Origin of the sequence: Butyrivibrio hungatei (assembly GCF_001858005.1) — a bacterium.
GTDB classification, from domain to species: domain Bacteria; phylum Bacillota; class Clostridia; order Lachnospirales; family Lachnospiraceae; genus Butyrivibrio; species Butyrivibrio hungatei.
The window spans coordinates 1,073,919-1,089,358 of record NZ_CP017831.1 but is presented as its reverse complement, the minus strand read 5'-3'; the positions used below and the strand labels follow the sequence as shown (position 1 = coordinate 1,089,358).

General features: G+C 39.1%; 16 protein-coding genes. All 16 read right to left on the bottom strand.

Annotation, left to right across the window (positions count from 1 at the left end):
* Nucleotides 1-12: 12 nt before the first annotated feature.
* Nucleotides 13-1,491 carry a sensor histidine kinase gene (locus bhn_RS05305; RefSeq protein ID WP_071175709.1) on the bottom strand — a complete coding sequence of 493 codons (1,479 nt, stop codon included), beginning with the start codon at nt 1,489-1,491 and terminating at the stop codon, nt 13-15.
* Nucleotides 1,484-2,551 (bottom strand): substrate-binding domain-containing protein, encoded by a 1,068-nt coding sequence (locus bhn_RS05300; RefSeq protein ID WP_083385752.1) that lies wholly within the window; start codon nt 2,549-2,551, stop codon nt 1,484-1,486. Before bhn_RS05300 ends, bhn_RS05305 begins: the two co-directional genes overlap by 8 nt.
* 122 nt (nt 2,552-2,673) lie before the next feature.
* Nucleotides 2,674-3,075, bottom strand: a complete 402-nt coding sequence (locus bhn_RS05295) for a hypothetical protein (protein ID WP_071175707.1) — start codon at nt 3,073-3,075, stop codon at nt 2,674-2,676.
* Nucleotides 3,076-3,223: 148 nt separating this feature from the next.
* Entirely contained in the window at nt 3,224-4,015 is a 792-nt protein-coding gene (locus bhn_RS05290; protein ID WP_071175706.1) for an ABC transporter permease subunit, read from the bottom strand.
* A 2-nt stretch (nt 4,016-4,017) separates the two neighbouring features.
* The gene (locus bhn_RS05285) at nt 4,018-4,716 is read right to left on the bottom strand and encodes an ABC transporter ATP-binding protein (RefSeq protein WP_071175705.1); all 699 of its coding nucleotides are present in this window, start codon (nt 4,714-4,716) and stop codon (nt 4,018-4,020) included.
* 96 nt (nt 4,717-4,812) lie between these two features.
* Entirely contained in the window at nt 4,813-5,277 is a 465-nt protein-coding gene (locus bhn_RS05280; protein ID WP_071175704.1) for a DUF3021 family protein, read from the bottom strand.
* Between the two features lies 1 nt (nt 5,278).
* A complete protein-coding gene (locus bhn_RS05275) occupies nt 5,279-5,719 on the bottom strand; it encodes a LytTR family DNA-binding domain-containing protein (protein ID WP_071175703.1) in 441 nt (146 codons plus the stop codon).
* 57 nt (nt 5,720-5,776) lie between these two features.
* Nucleotides 5,777-6,331 (bottom strand): dienelactone hydrolase family protein, encoded by a 555-nt coding sequence (locus bhn_RS05270; protein ID WP_071175702.1) that lies wholly within the window; start codon nt 6,329-6,331, stop codon nt 5,777-5,779.
* 58 nt (nt 6,332-6,389) lie between these two features.
* Nucleotides 6,390-7,394, bottom strand: a complete 1,005-nt coding sequence (gene rsgA, locus bhn_RS05265; RefSeq protein ID WP_071175701.1) for a ribosome small subunit-dependent GTPase A — start codon at nt 7,392-7,394, stop codon at nt 6,390-6,392.
* A gap of 240 nt (nt 7,395-7,634) precedes the next feature.
* A complete protein-coding gene (locus bhn_RS16015) occupies nt 7,635-7,766 on the bottom strand; it encodes a hypothetical protein (RefSeq protein ID WP_257786648.1) in 132 nt (43 codons plus the stop codon).
* Nucleotides 7,759-8,877: a helix-turn-helix domain-containing protein gene (locus bhn_RS05260; protein ID WP_071175700.1), complete on the bottom strand. Its 1,119-nt coding sequence runs from the start codon at nt 8,875-8,877 to the stop codon at nt 7,759-7,761. The genes bhn_RS16015 and bhn_RS05260 overlap by 8 nt, the downstream gene beginning before the upstream one ends.
* Complete coding sequence (locus bhn_RS05255; protein ID WP_071175699.1) at nt 8,858-10,162, bottom strand: MFS transporter; 1,305 nt, start codon at nt 10,160-10,162, stop codon at nt 8,858-8,860. Before bhn_RS05255 ends, bhn_RS05260 begins: the two co-directional genes overlap by 20 nt.
* Before the next feature lie 127 nt (nt 10,163-10,289).
* Nucleotides 10,290-11,063: a P-loop NTPase family protein gene (locus tag bhn_RS05250; protein WP_071175698.1), complete on the bottom strand. Its 774-nt coding sequence runs from the start codon at nt 11,061-11,063 to the stop codon at nt 10,290-10,292.
* Entirely contained in the window at nt 11,047-12,606 is a 1,560-nt protein-coding gene (locus tag bhn_RS05245) for an ATP-binding cassette domain-containing protein (protein WP_071175697.1), read from the bottom strand. The genes bhn_RS05250 and bhn_RS05245 overlap by 17 nt, the downstream gene beginning before the upstream one ends.
* A 283-nt stretch (nt 12,607-12,889) precedes the next feature.
* Nucleotides 12,890-13,870, bottom strand: a complete 981-nt coding sequence (locus tag bhn_RS05240; protein WP_071175696.1) for an aminoglycoside phosphotransferase family protein — start codon at nt 13,868-13,870, stop codon at nt 12,890-12,892.
* Nucleotides 13,871-13,927: 57 nt separating this feature from the next.
* Nucleotides 13,928-15,340 carry an MATE family efflux transporter gene (locus bhn_RS05235; RefSeq protein WP_071175695.1) on the bottom strand — a complete coding sequence of 471 codons (1,413 nt, stop codon included), beginning with the start codon at nt 15,338-15,340 and terminating at the stop codon, nt 13,928-13,930.
* Nucleotides 15,341-15,440 lie beyond the last annotated feature (100 nt).

Below are 15,440 nucleotides of genomic sequence, written 5' to 3'. Positions count from 1 at the left end.
TACCCCAAAATATTATTTGTTTTTTGCAAATGGAAGCCTGATTATGACCTCGCATCCCATATTAGGACCAGGACTTACGATACTTACAACATCCCTCTCTCCAGCAAAGAGACGAAGCCTTGATATGACATTGTCCATACCAATACCATTATTGTCATACTGCTGCTCTTTTGGAGAGTAGTCCCCACTAAGGATCTTGTCTATATCTTCCTGACTGATTCCCTTACCATTGTCCTTGATGCAAATGCAGACATTGCTATCCTCGCGATATACCTTCAAGGTGATCATACCCTTATCACCCATCTCGCGGATTCCATGATTAACTGCATTCTCAACGATAGGCTGCAGGATCATGCTTGGCATCTTACATTCAAGGAGCCTGTTGTCAACCTGCTTCTCGTAACCTATATCGCCAGAAAAGCGAACATTCAAAATCTGAATATAGTTATCAACCAGCGTAACCTCTTCACTAATTGTAACAAAAGTTTTCTGATTTTTGACATTGTATCTGAAAAAATCTGCCACAGTCTGAACATACTCGTAGGTCCTGTCAGCCCCTTCCATCATGGCCAGCTGCGCTCCTGCATTAAGTGTGTTAAATAGGAAGTGTGGATTGATCTGGGCCTGAAGGTACTTAAGCTGGGCATCCTTAAGATGTGCCTCCATCATAAGCTCTTTTTCCTGCATATATCTTTCTTTTTCAAGGCTCTCTTTTAACTTCTCGATATAATCCTTGATGCTGACAACCATCTTGTTGAAGGCACCGATAACTATTCCGATCTCATCGTTATAGGCAATCTCAGGAAGGTCTGCATCAAAGTTACCTTTTGCCACTTCATCTGCTGAATCAGCAAGGTTCTTAAGAGGCATGATCATAGCACTTACAAAGCTTGTTACGATCACAACGTTACCTATCATGATAAGAGTCATGATAGTGACAGCCACAGCTTCGAAGTTCCTATAGCCTTTAGAAAGCATAACGTAGTTCTCTGAGTTTGCTACAAAGAGCTCCAAATTAAGGCTTGTGATATATGCGCTGATATCTTCATATAGTCCTGTTGCTGTCTCGTAGTAGTTTCTGTATTTTTCTACATTGCGACCACGCTTAGCTTCGATGGTCTGGTCAACAACTTCCAGATATCTATAGGACATGTACTTGATATTTCTCTCCATTCTGTTAAAAGAGAAATCGGTTACCTTATCATCAAGTTTTTCCGCCATATCCTGATAGGCCTGAGCGCTCTTGTAGTATTCTTCAAGAGAGTCACTGGTCTTGGAACTAAGATAGCCTGTCATGGAATCCTGTACTGCACTTAATGAATCTGACAATTCATTCAAAGACCTGTTGTCTTCGTAGATCAGCTCCATATCCTTGGACATACTGTTGATTCCCAGGATAAGGAACATATTAACAATAAAGATGATAACGTTTGCAAAGATACAGATACTGATGATCTTAAACTGGAGGGGTTTGTTCAAAAACTTATTCATCCTTGCCCTCCTTATTTATAAAGTCAGCTACGTTATCCTTATTAATAAGAGTTATATCCGCCATATAATACTGGCTGGTATTACCATATTCGTAGTAATCATAGAGCGCACTTACACTATATTCTCCAAGCTGATCTGTATTGATAGAGATTGTTGAATGAACAACTCCTTTATCAATAGCACTTAAGATTTCCTTAGAATCATAGTAGCCAAGGATATCAACTTCACCAACCATATTGAAATCAACAACTGCCTGATATGCACAGATCGTATTAAGCTCATTTAAACACACGATAACATCAGGGACCTCTTCACTTAAGAAAATGTCTCTGATGGATTCTTCTGCGGAAAAAGTATTGGTATTATCAACTGTTACTATAGATACTGAAATGTTTTGGGAATCACCAGCTTCTTCATTTATTGTATCCTGCATTGAAGAGATTATGATGTTCTGTCCGGTATTTTGAGTATCGGCGCTGGCAAGAACACAGACCTTCGTCTCTAAGTTTTCTTCATCATTTTCAGATTTCTTTTCCAAAATGCCAAGGATCTGTTTGCCATAGAGCTTGCCGATACTATATCCGCCCACACCAACAAAGCTGAGTCTGTCGGACCTTGCGCTATCTCCATAGAGCGTAACTACAGGTATCCCGTTAGATACAGCGTCATTTATAAGTCTTGTCATTACTGCTGATTCGTTGGCGTAAACAATGATTCCGTCCACCTTGGAAGCTATGGCTATCTTCATAAGCTCCTCACATGAACGCCCCTCTGAAAGATTCTCTCCCAAAAGATCTACATAGATATTATCTTTCTTGGCAGTAGCCAATGCTCCCTCATACACTGACTTCCAGAAATCTGCCTTATAATTATCCGTGATCATTACATAATATTTGTCATATACAGTAGCATCTGCCTGATTTTCTATATCTATCTTGTAAAACCTGTAGGTAAATGCACCGACAAATAAAGTTGCCAGAACAAAGACAAGAGTAAATATCAGTATCAGATATTGTCTTACGATCCTCTTTTTGTATTTATCCACGCTTTCTTTATTCATAAGGAAATTTTAGCAGATGAATATAATAAGAAAAAGTGGACTTTTTTGCATTTGAGATTTCAAATCACAAAAAAATCCACTTTCTTAATTTCATTCAAAAAAACACTTTATTATCTTAAGAATTACTCTGTAATGCTGAAGATTTCTGTACCATCTGCTGTATAGTAAGCAAATGTAACTGTCTCTGGACGAATCTTAGCTGTCTTCTCGATCTCATCCTTTGTCTGGTTGATAAGATCTGACCATGATGTCTCACCCTCAAGAGCTGCCTTAAGATCATCAGCTGAAGCTGTGAGCTCTTCTACATAGTAATACTTATAAGTAAGGTTGTTACCACTTACTTCCATATCATAGTCTGAATATGTGTCACTGTACTGAGAAAGGAGATCTTCCTTAGCCTTCTCTGTCTCTGCTACTGCAGCATCAGATGTAAGGATTTCCTCAAGTGAACTTGGTGCTCCACAAGCTACAAGCATTAAGCAAGCCATAAGTGGAAGAAGGATTCTTGAAACTAACTTTTTCATAACATCATACCTCTTTCTATATTTTTCCCTTTAGTAATTGTTACGTAAGCCGCAACATTTAGTATGATATCACATAATACTATATTTCGTACAGTATAAATTTATTTTTTTTGTTACCCTTCACAGTTTGGGGATGGTAACTTTTTTATCAGCTTGCCAGATCTCTTTTGTTAAATCTTAAGAATGCAAAGACTACTCCTCCGATTAAAAAAGCTGCTGCCAGTGCTATAGCTTTTCCTTCAGTAGCTACCCCAGTAAATATCTCGGATGCGTTGGAATATGAATAGGGGCCTATAAAGAGGTAGTCTTTGAGGTTAGGAATGACTCTTCCCATTACATCGTAGGCATAAAATAAGAGAGCTATTCCAAGGCCTAGTCCCATTCTGTTTTTGCCGGTAAGTGATGATATTCCAAAGCAGATTCCGGCTATTTCCATATTCATAAGAAGCTGCATTCCCATAAATTTCATGAACTGATCCATAGGCATCTCTTCTCCAAGGATCTTAAAGGCCATGCAATAAAACGCCGTACAAACTGCAGTAAATACTATGAGCATTATGGCTACGCAGATTCCCTTTGCTGCAATGATCTTACTTCTTGATAGTGGAAGAGAAAATGTAAATTCTCCTGTATGGGCATCCTCTTCCTTAGAAATAATGCCTATTGCTGTTATAGCTGCAAACATGGCACTTCCAAGGCCATGAACAGCTCCTACTTCTGTAGCAAAGTATCCTTTTAGCGTTGCAATACTAAGAGTACTCATTCCAAAGGCTTCTGAAAAGGCTCCCATATTGGAAAAGGCATCTGCCATGTCCTTCATCTCGCCTTCCATTGACTGATACAGCAGTATGCAGGCAAATCCCATAAGTCCTACTGAAATGCACCATATTAGCAAGCTCTTTATATTAAGTAATAATTCTCTTTTAAGTACTGATCTCATATTTACGCCTCCTCATCATCTTCATAAAAACTTAGAAAAGTCTCATCATCAATGTGCGGTGTATCAAGCATTGTGAGCCTTCCGTCTCTCATGATTGCTGCATTTTTGCAGTATTTATCAACTTCAGATAATACATGTGTTGATAAAAGACATGTGGCGCCTTTATCTACATATTCATTTATGAGTTCAAAGAATTTCTTTTGCATAAGAGGGTCGAGACCTCCTGTAGGCTCGTCAAAGATAAAGAGCTTTGGCTTATGTTGCATTGCGCAGACAATGCTGACCTTCTTTCTATTTCCAAGAGACAGCTGTTTTATCTTTTTGTTTATATCAACCTTAAGCCTTTCACAGAGCATCTCTGCTTCATTACTGCAGTCAAGCCCTCTTACGTCTGCTGCGTATTTGATAACATCCTTTACTTTCATGGAATCGTAAAACCAGGCTTCAGATGGCATGTAGCCTACTTCTCTAAGTATCTTTTCATGGTCCCTTACGCTGTCCATTCCAAGGATATTGATACTGCCCTCATTTATCTTAAGAAATCCAAGCATGGATCGGATCGTGGTAGATTTGCCCGCTCCGTTAGGTCCAAGGAAGCCAAAGATATCTCCCTGCTTTACATTTAGAGATACATCTATTACTCCTCGGCTCTTACCGTAATTTTTTGTGAGATGTCTGATCTCGATAACATTTTCTTTCATATAGCGCCTCCTTTGTTCTTGTAATTTATTCATAACAAAAACAAAAAACGGGAACAATACATGTTCCCGTAAGATGCACTATATTACCTCTATCATTCACTTTTTTTGATGGCTTGTCTGGAAAAATTTAAGGTCTTCGTTTAGTTTTTTGTCATCTATCCTGCGCTTATATTTGTAGATCAGATATACGCAGAAATAAACAAGTAAAATGTACGCCGCAAATAAAAGCGTTACCAAAAGGTCTTTTGCAAACCAGTTAAAGACATAAGAGATAATGCAATAAACCGCGGTGCAGCCTATCATACCAAAGGCTTCCTTGAGTCCAAGCCTGTCAGCTTCGTCAAAATTCCAAAGAAGATACACCTGAATATAGCCAATTATATAGCAGGTAAATATAAGCTCTGTCATGTGGAGAATGCTGGCGTCGTAGATTCCAAGGCATACTCTGTAAACACAGTAGAAAAAGAGAAATGCAAAGAAATAAAGGCATGACTTAAACTCGATACCTATCTCTTTTGTAAGATACAGTTCCCACAGTGATAATTTCTTTTTGTCCTTCATATTACCTGCCTCCCTTCAATAGTCTTCTAAAATCTGACGCATATCTTCTGGATATTATGATATGCTCGCCGCTTTCCATGGTAGCGTCTATCCTGTTAGAGGACAGGCTCTTCAAGGCCTTCACCCTGTTGACATTGATGACCATAGACTTACTGCACCTAAAAAAGCTCTCGTCGTCAATGTCTGTAACGAAGGAATTAAGGCTTCCGTCAATCCTTACAACGCTACTACCTGTATAGGCAAAAAGCTTGTCATCAACAGACTCAAGATAGAGAATGTCGTGGAGATTGATACTGACAGTACCTGTTTCTGTCTTGCCCCACAGCTTATCCTCAGTCTTTTCAAGGATACCGATTATTCTTTTGATAGCAGGTGTGAGGTCCTTGTAGCGTATGGTTACGCTTTCCTCCCCTGCAGTAATCTTCTCTATATCTATCTTCATACTATAATTCTAGCATAAAATGAGCTCTAGGGACGGAGGTTAGGGCTCATTTTTGTCTTACAAGATTTCATTAGTGATAGTCATGACATCCCTAAGTGTATCGATGTCCACAAGTGCATCCCCTGTAGCCAGAGAGTGATTGGCATTAGGATAAACATGGAGAGGAATTCCTTTTTCCTTCGCTTTCTTGCGCGCTGCGTCCACGTCTGCTATTGGGTCCTTATCTCCCATAAATGCCACGATATGACCTGCTGCCTTCTCATAGGCGTCCATAACAGGAGTGTACCAGATCTGTGTTGGAGCCATGTTATGCTCAGTAGCATATCTTGCACCCACAATAGTTCCAAAACTCTTTCCAATAAATACAACCTTGTCGTACTCTCTATAATTTATGCTATCAAGGCGCTCTGCCGCATATTCGTATGCCTTACCCGTCACAGCATTCATCTCATCAGAATTTCTATAGTTAACGCCTACAAAGAATTTGTCATAATCAACGTTAACTATCTCGTATTCCTTCTTTATAGCTATAGTTTGAGCATAGTATAAAAGAGGCTTATCCTTGTTATAGCCTGTTCCTGGTAAGATTACTGCTAGCTTTTTGAAATTCATTGATTCTCCTCCTGTTATTAAAATGAGCCCTAACCTCCGTCCCTAGGGCTCACTATTTCTAAAATGAGCCGTAACCTCCGTCCCTAGGGCTCATTTTCATTTTCTTGGCAGCCTTAGCCCATTTAGAAATTTCTTTTTTCTTGGCATAGTTTCTGGTGTTCTCAGAAAGTAAAGACTTATATAGATTATAACGCTCTATCGAAAGTTCGCCACTTTCTATTGCTGCCTTTATGGCACATCCTGGTTCCGTATCATGTTTGCAGTCGCTGAATTTACAGTTTTTTTCAAGAGCCAATATATCAGAGAAGGTGTTGTCTATTCCCTGCTCTGAACTAGCCATTCCGATCTCTCTCATGCCTGGAGTGTCGATCATGGATACCCCATTATCAAGTTCGATGAGCTGCCTGTAGGTTGTGGTATGCCTACCTGTAGAATCCGATTCTCTGACAGCAGAGGTCTTCATCAGGTCTTCACCTGCAAGCTCGTTTAAAAGAGTTGATTTCCCAGCTCCAGATGATCCCATGAGGCATATGGTAACGCCAGGACGCATATATTCCTGAAGTTCATCTGTTCCTATGCCATATAGTGCCGAAATTGCATGAACTCTAACCTGATCAGATACACTCTCGACTTCCCTTATATATCTGCCGTAGTTACTACAAAGGTCTGACTTTGTAAGGATCACAACAGGAATAGAATGGCCCTGTAAAACGACGCTTACGTATCTGGCAATCCTGTTAAAGCTGTAGTCTTCGTTTAGTGATGTCACTATAAAGGTATAGTCAACGTTTGCCACCATGTACTGCATGACGCCAGTTTTAGCTTGATCTGGCCTTTGCAAAAAGCTTGTTCTCTCATAGACCGACGCTATGAGGGAATCTCCGTTTTCATTATAGGCAAAAGAAACATAGTCTCCAACTACCGGAAGATTCTCTGCCTCTTCTTCTCTAAAGCTTCCCTTTAGCTTTGCTGAAATATCTTTTCCCTCAAATCTTAGGATATAGCTATTCTTGTGAATTGCAGATACCCTACCTTTAGATAATTTTTCGTTTGAATTATTCATTTTTTCTCCATCCTTATTCAATAATTGGTATGGAGACCCCAGTATGGAAAAGTGCCAAGAATATGGCTGGTTTAAATTAAAAAAGAAAAAGCCGTGACTAATAAGCCACGGCTAAGAAAAATCTGATTATTTATCACAAACCGAGGTCTTCATAAAATATTTAGTTAAAACGTTCATATTCATCTTCTCTACACTCATTATTATGATTACCTCGCTTTCTTTAGTATTTTTACAACAAAATCAGTATATCACCCAAATAGCATGTCCGCAACCATCCATGTGATCACCGATATCAATAAACTCTTGCCTGTAAGCTCTAATCTCTTCAGCATATTTCTCAGCTGGTTCCGTCAAAATCAAATCGTCATTCATTATGTTTTATACTATCCCAATACTCCCTTGCTTCTTTCATTTTCTTTACCACAGCATCAGGAGTAGCCTTTCCCATCATTTCGTCAAAAAGATTATCTATTCCATCAACAGCACTGCAACCTATCTCATCATATACTGAAGAGCTAAAATCTTCACTAGCGTGCCAAAACTTGATTTTTCCATTAAAATCATTGGATGGTTTTTTATCAAATTCTTTAGCAAGCGCCAAAGCCTCATCCAAGCACTGCCTCATAATTTCATAATCTTTTGAACATGATAGACTCATGGCCTTAAATGCAAGTACTACTGTCTTCATCTTGGTCAGATAGCTGATTTTCCCATTGCTGGTTGCATCAATAATAGCTAAGTACCACTCCATTAATTCAGATGCTTCAACAAAAGCTTTATTCTTGCCGGTGCTTACAAGTGCAATGAACATTCCAGCCGCCATATCAAGATCATGGATGAGGGCTCGCACCATGGTTCTAGTATATTTATCTAGTGCTTCATCAGTCTTACCCTTTCTCATAAGTATTCTTGCTATCTGAACATCTGAAACACCCATGTAATTTAACGCTTCAAAATCAGCAAGTGCCTTATCAATATCATCCCAAAACTTCACATGAGCAATTTCCATTTTTATTACGAACTCATTGATTTCAGGATCAGTGTTTTGGTATAAATAACGAATAGAATTTTCATATAATTCAATAGCTTTTTTACAATACTCTTTAGCATTGCTTTGTCTTAATGCAGTCCCATATGTATGCGCACATTTGTAAAGAATCTTGAAATTTCCTGGATACCTTACAAGAGCCTTCTCAGCCACAGATACTGCTTCATCATACTTTCCTTCATCCAAAAGATTTTTCATTTTACCAATTATGTCATCAATATTTTTGGATGAAATACTATACCCAAGCAATGTATCTACAGATATATCAAAAAAGTCAGCAAGGTCCATGAGTAGTGAAATATCAGGAACGGTATTACCACTTTCCCATTTAGAAACGGCTCCTTCAGTAATCCCAAAAGCTTCAGCCAGATCACTTTGTGTAAGATTCATTTCTTTTCGATATTTTTTTATATTCTCACTTAACTTGTGTTGCATAAGAAGATACCTCTTTTCCTAAGTCTTCATTATTGCATCCTAAAATATTAGAGAGTGTATGAGAAAGAACAAGATAAAGACAAACAAGTACATCGATTGCCCCAACTATTATAAAAATCATTGCTGTTGGAAGCCAGGCAGCAAGTAAACTTACCACAACTGACATAGCAGGTGTCGCTACACTTCCCATGGCATTCATTATAGATGATGCTCTTGCAAAATATTGCTCATCAATAAGTTCAATAAACACAACCTGCAAGAAAGCAGAAAGAATTGATATAAAGATTCCCATGGCAAAACTCATAAATGTCAAATATACATAACTAAATAATATGCTACTATAGGCTGGCCTCACAAGAATTACTGCAAGATAATATATGCCTATACATAAACCTCCGCTTATAACAAACAGCTCTTTTCTAATAAGCTTTGCCAAAACAGGATAAATTACAGTTCCAACAAGCATTCCACATGTACTAGAAACGGTGATGATTGAGATCATTTCAGCCCCTGAGCCGATAACTTCATTTGCTAAAGGTGCAAGTAAACTGTTAAGGGGAACAAGAATGGCATTTAAAAATGCTGCAAACAAAACCAAAAACATGGCAACTTTGTTGTGCGCTATATAGGTAAATCCCTGTTTTAATGTAACAAAATAAGCTTGTAGATTACCATTTATGTCTCTTCTCTCATCTGAGGCAATTTTGATCGTTGCAATTATTCCTGCTGACAAAATGAAAGTTACCATATCAACATATATTGCGCCTGCAGTTCCAATAAGAGCAATAATTCCAGCTGCAATGCCCATGCCGATCAGTTCCACAACAGTATAGATTGCCGTAGACATAGATGTTCCGTAGGAAATTTCTTCTTTCTTTAACAGTTTGGGAATAACCGCGGAACCAGCAGGAAGTCTGAAAGCTTCAGCTGTTGAAATTGTAAAAGAAACAACAACCAGCATCCATGAACTTAGAAATCCCATTAGGAATCCTGTTGCAATAAAGGCAACGCAAACTGCTCTTACAAGATCAGTTGCCACCATAATGGGCTTTTTCTTTTTTCCTTCAATCCAAGCACCAGCAAGCGGCTGAATAAAAACTGTTGGAATCTTGTTTACTCCAAAAATAATAGCTGACCACATGGCATTACTTGTAAGTTCATATATCAGCCACGCTGATGCGATCGTGTCTATAGAATCTCCAAATCTATTGATCAGTCCAGCTAAAAGTAGCTTCATGTACTGATAATTCTTAAGTATTTCTTTGTAACCTGTTTTTTTATCCATATTATTCTCCTCACTTAGTCTTTTCTTTACGTTCATTCTAATTAGAGTGAACGTAGTTTTTAACAGCCCAAGTGTAGGGTTTGGAATAAAAAAACTTTCCTATCAGGAAGATACTATAATTATAACATTAGTTTTCTTCCAATACATAATTCTTCGACTTCAAAATCCTAAATTTTCCCTCAAATACTTCCCTGCATATCCTAAGTTCCAGTTCCTGTCTATGTTTGAAATGATCTAGTAGTGCCTCAGTGCCTGACACTCCCTTTTCTTTGGCATAGGGTGAATTGTCAAAATATCCAAGCATCAGCGGAAACCACATCTCTTTTCCATTATCATCAGAGCGTTCCTTCCTGATAACATCGATATTTGCTGCTATGTCCCCAGTCTGAATGTACATTATCTGATAATCCTTGCCTGCAAGGGCTTTCTTGACCTCTTTATAAAAATCTAGAATTTCTTCATCACTCTTTTGCTGGAATAGGATCATGTCTTCAACAATGTTCTGAAAAAGAGAACACTCAAAGATATTCCTATCGCCATTAAAGTGCTGAAACCTTCTTAAGACAACTTCCTTAAAGCTTTCAGCTTCAAGGTTCCCATTGTAGATCTCATATTTTTCTAAATCCTTATGAAAGCCCGGAATATCGGTGATGATCTTGGTGTAGCAGATGATCATGCGGTCATCTTCTTCATAGCTCTTTTCCTTGATCTCATCTCTAAGGCTCTCGTACTTATCAAGAATTTCTTCATAAGTCTTTTTGTCCACATAAGCGCACCAGGCAAGCTCAACAGGAGAATAGTCCCCTTCGCAAATAGCCTTATACTCAGGATACTTCTCAGAAAGCTTTCTTACAAGCGTGCTCTTGCCACTTCCCTGCAATCCTTCAACAAAATAGTTCATATGCAGCCTCCTTTAATCCTCCATCTGTTAATGTGTAAATCTTGGTACACACTTCATCTATATACTTTCTATCGTGGGAGATGCTGATCACTGCTCCAGGAAAAGAAGCTATCATCTTCCTGATAACTGGTCCTGACAGGGGCGAAAAGTTTCGTGTTGGCTCGTCTAGTATCAGAACATTTGCATCTGACAGGCTCATCTTAAGTAGAAGTACCTTTGCCTTTTGACCGCCAGATAGTTCCCTTATGGAATGATCCATTTCATCTGCGGTGTATTTAAGAGCCCCCAGATAAGTCCTAATGCGGGTACGTATGGCCTTATCACCGGTATCATCCAAAAATTCCACAGGCGTAGCATCAAGATCAAGAAGTTCCTCGTAGTTTTGCGGCATGTACTGCGCCTTTATGTCTTTTCTTGAAAGGAGCTCTTTTGCCATCATCTTTAAAAGCGTGGTCTTGCCGGCTCCATTAGTGCCTACGATACATATCTTTTCAGGGCCTCTTACTCTAAGGAAAATATCCTTTGCAAGGAGCTTTGATCCATCCGGTGTCTTCAGCTCATCTAGTTCATACTCGATAACCGTCTTACCTGCAGGCATTTTGGCGTTATCATCCCCAAGCTTAAAGAATATTGCTTCTTCCTGCTCAGGCATTTTGGTCATGTTCTCATCCTCTTTTTCAAAGCGCTTACCCATGCCCTTTACGGTATGCATCTTGTCTTTGAGGTTCTTAGCTACTGAATCCCGGGCGCCTTTGGATATATTGGTAAGAGCGTGATCTACGCTGTTATATACCCTTGCATACTTCTCGTCCCGGCGCTTCTTCTCATTCCTGTCATTTATCGCCTGCTGTTCCTGCCTCTCGAAATTCTCAGCTCTTTTCTCAATGTAGTTCCTGTAGCTATCCTTTACCACAGTGTACCTACTCTTGGTCTTGCGCATGATCTGCTCTATATGGATCACCACATTTGCAGTGTTCTCAATAAGGGTCTCATCATGAGATATGAAAAGAACTATGTGCTTCCACTCATCAATTAACTTCTCTAAAAGTTCCAGGGTGCTAATGTCTATGTCGTTTGATGGCTCATCCAAAAGAAGCACTGTTGGACCATTCATAAGAAGTCTCATGAGCTGGGCCTTTACCTTTTCTCCTCCGGACAAGCTCTGCATCTTTTGCTCGCTGTAAAAAAAGTCCGCGGGAACCTGAAATTCTACGGCCATGGCCGATAGTTCTTTTGGCGTCTTATCAAAGAAAAAGTTCGACTCTGAAAAGTATTCATAAAGCGTCTTGTCTTTATCAGCTTCAGGTAGTTCCTGTGGAAGATATCCAAGGACTTCTCCAGATAACACCCTCTCGCCCTCACACTCTGCATATTCCAAAGCAAGCTCAGGATCGTAGATCCATTTCATAAGAGTCGACTTACCATTTCCTTCTTCTCCTATGATCACTGCTTTATCTCCATCATTCAGGACCATATTGTATTTTTCTAATATGATACGCAGATCTCCCCGGTGCGTTATAGTCAAGTTTTTGATCTGTAGCATATATCAACCTCCAGTCTAGCTGCAAAAGAAAAAGTCCATTCTGCATACGCAAAATAGACTCACACAAATAGACCTACTATAACAGTTAGGCTAAAGAATGCATGATAATCTAGTTTAAGCGTACACAAAACAGCCGCATAAGCAGCTACCTAAAAATCTTTGTGTTAACTCAAGCTAAATTATCTAATAAACATTTCCTCACCTAAACGCAAAGCGCTCTTTCTTTTATATTTTTAAAACCATTTTTATACTATCATTGATAAATGGTTGATGCAATTATTTTTTATCTGCTCAATATGTCAAAGGCCATATCGTACATTTCTCTGGCGTCCTTTGTGTTTCTAATATAGTTATCTTCCTCCGGCTCGTATCTTACATATTTCTCAACTTCCTCGATGAGAGCAAGAAGGCAGACTGCAATCTGATATCTAATTTCAGTTTCTTCTGAAAGAACTATCTTTTCATCAGCGGTTTCATTGTATATCTCAAGCTCTTTTAACTTAGATAAAAGAGGCGCTTTCTGGCCTGAACCAAGGGTAATAAAGTCAGCTACAGGATCCCCCCAGAAGCCACGCTCCGGGTCAATCCAGCAGATCTTACCGTCTTTATAAAGGACATTGCTATCCCACAGATCAAAATTCACCATACGGCATGGTACTTCCCTTAAAATTTCCGCATGCTTATCGATGAATGAAATAAACTTTTCGCCATCTGGTGTCTCATGGCCCAGGGCTTTGCAGTCTGAAACCAGATTTCCCGCCATAGATCTCAACGCGTCATACCATGTATCATGAAGACCAGATTGTATGTAGCCATACTTGTCATTTGTTATCCTATGAATTTTGGCAAGCATCCCTATTTTCTGCTTCTGTACATTTTCATATTCATGATCTGAGAAGTTTACAGCCCACAGCGGCTCTCCCTCCATCATCTGCATGATAAAGCAGTTACTCTTTATAATGCTCTTAGAATAATCCGCCACATACACTTTAGGACAGAGAATATCTGTGTTCTCATGCATTTTGCTATACCAAAGCACTTCCGATTCCATCATATTCTTTTCATATGTAAGAACTCTCGCGTCATCAGGTGGCGCAATTTTAAGTGCATAACAATTTCCATCGTCACAAGTAACCTTGTAAGCAGCATTGAACTCGCCATTTCCAAGAGGCGTAATGTCTGCCACTTTTCCAACCTTATGATGATCGAATAATTCCCTGATTTCTTCATGTGTAGCTTCATATTTTGTTTTGCTGTTGATCATCCTGTTCCCTCCTTTAATCAGCGGATCATGCTGTCTTTGACCTCTGATATTTTATCTTTATGACGCCTTAGGCGTAAGGTTCTCTAATTTGTGCTCGCAGGTAAGATTTTTAAGCCAGCGCTCTTTTTTCAGCCAAAAATGGAATATAACAATCTTAACAATATCCAAAATCTTTACACAAAGATACATCTGTACAGGGCCAATATCCGTATATCTGGCAAGTACAAACAACATAGGAAGCATCACCACGATCGTTAAACCTGCATCTGCATAAGCTCCCATCTTTGTATCACCACCAGCCCTTGCAACTGCCTGCTGTGCGTTAATAGATACCCATGCAGGCATAAAGAATGACATAAGAATTACCATGTTTCTTGATATTGCGATAGCGCTTGGACTAAGTTTTACAAAGACAATAGGAACAATCAGTGTTGTAGCAAAACCAACAAACACCATAGCAATTCCAAATAATACAGAACCTGACAAAAGCCATGTCTTTTCCCTGCGAGCCTTATCAAGATTTCCCTCTCCAAGTGTCTTACCAATTATGACGCTGGTTGCAGAGTAGATACCACCAAATGCCACAAAGAAAAGATTTGCTATGGCAAAGCTCGATGCCATTCCTGAAACAACATCCGCTCCTCCTCTACCATTATAGATAGCAGTAGTTAAAGTTTCTGAAAGCACCCAGGTCATCTCGCAAAACAGCATAAGAGCTCCGCTCTTAAGAATATCTCTGAATATGCCGCCGTCAATTTTAAAGTCTCTGCTAAATTCAACAGCAAACTCTGGTTTTGTCTTAATATAAATAACTGCAAAAATAATAAATTCTAATGTTCTGGCAGTTACTGTAGCAATAGCTGCGCCCCTGACCCCAAGTGCAGGAAAACCAAAATGGCCATAGATAAGCAGATAATTGAGCACTGTATTTGTGAGTGTTGCTATAACAGTTACAACAAGTGGTGCCTTTACTTTTCCCATATCTCTTAGGGAGCTGGCAATACATACAGATAATGTCATTGGCGTTCCAACCAGAGACATTATTCTGATATACTTTACTGCTTCGTCAAGAATAAGATTGGCTTGAGTGTTTCCGATTACCATAAGGGATAATATCTCTCTTGGATAAACCAGGCACACCATAAAATAAGGTATCATAGCCGCAAAGCTGATCAATATCTTAAACAAAAAAGCCTGCTGCATTCCTGCCTTATCCTTTGCTCCAAAGAACTGAGTAAGGAAAATACCTCCTGCCATGCAGATCGTATTTACAAAGACCATGAATACAAACATTACCTGTCCTGCAATGTTTACTCCTGACATGGATATATCACCAAGTCCTGAAACCATGAAATTATCTATCAATGAAACCATGCTTTGGATAAGTTGCTGCAGCATGATCGGAACAGCGATAGCCAGTGCACTTTTATAAAATTGTAAATTTCCAAATAATCTTCCCTTTTCTCTCATTTTCTTAACCTCTATTTTTTCCTCAATATCATGTCTTTAACAGGTTATCATATCAAAGAAAAAAACAGGCTCAAATACACTTATTTGAGCCTATTTTGCA

Excerpts from the sequence above, each read along its gene's own strand:
- bhn_RS16015 (WP_257786648.1), bottom strand. The coding sequence starts at position 7,766 with ATGAATGACGATTTGATTTTGACGGAACCAGCTGAGAAATATGCTGAA.
- rsgA (WP_071175701.1), bottom strand. The coding sequence starts at position 7,394 with ATGAATAATTCAAACGAAAAATTATCTAAAGGTAGGGTATCTGCAATT.
- bhn_RS05235 (WP_071175695.1), bottom strand. The coding sequence starts at position 15,340 with ATGAGAGAAAAGGGAAGATTATTTGGAAATTTACAATTTTATAAAAGT.
- bhn_RS05270 (WP_071175702.1), bottom strand. The coding sequence starts at position 6,331 with ATGAATTTCAAAAAGCTAGCAGTAATCTTACCAGGAACAGGCTATAAC.
- bhn_RS05305 (WP_071175709.1), bottom strand. The coding sequence starts at position 1,491 with ATGAATAAGTTTTTGAACAAACCCCTCCAGTTTAAGATCATCAGTATC.
- bhn_RS05290 (WP_071175706.1), bottom strand. The coding sequence starts at position 4,015 with ATGAGATCAGTACTTAAAAGAGAATTATTACTTAATATAAAGAGCTTG.
- bhn_RS05275 (WP_071175703.1), bottom strand. The coding sequence starts at position 5,719 with ATGAAGATAGATATAGAGAAGATTACTGCAGGGGAGGAAAGCGTAACC.
- bhn_RS05260 (WP_071175700.1), bottom strand. The coding sequence starts at position 8,877 with ATGCAACACAAGTTAAGTGAGAATATAAAAAAATATCGAAAAGAAATG.
- bhn_RS05285 (WP_071175705.1), bottom strand. The coding sequence starts at position 4,716 with ATGAAAGAAAATGTTATCGAGATCAGACATCTCACAAAAAATTACGGT.
- bhn_RS05240 (WP_071175696.1), bottom strand. The coding sequence starts at position 13,870 with ATGATCAACAGCAAAACAAAATATGAAGCTACACATGAAGAAATCAGG.
- bhn_RS05250 (WP_071175698.1), bottom strand. The coding sequence starts at position 11,063 with ATGAACTATTTTGTTGAAGGATTGCAGGGAAGTGGCAAGAGCACGCTT.
- bhn_RS05300 (WP_083385752.1), bottom strand. The coding sequence starts at position 2,551 with ATGAATAAAGAAAGCGTGGATAAATACAAAAAGAGGATCGTAAGACAA.
- bhn_RS05280 (WP_071175704.1), bottom strand. The coding sequence starts at position 5,277 with ATGAAGGACAAAAAGAAATTATCACTGTGGGAACTGTATCTTACAAAA.
- bhn_RS05245 (WP_071175697.1), bottom strand. The coding sequence starts at position 12,606 with ATGCTACAGATCAAAAACTTGACTATAACGCACCGGGGAGATCTGCGT.
- bhn_RS05255 (WP_071175699.1), bottom strand. The coding sequence starts at position 10,162 with ATGGATAAAAAAACAGGTTACAAAGAAATACTTAAGAATTATCAGTAC.
- bhn_RS05295 (WP_071175707.1), bottom strand. The coding sequence starts at position 3,075 with ATGAAAAAGTTAGTTTCAAGAATCCTTCTTCCACTTATGGCTTGCTTA.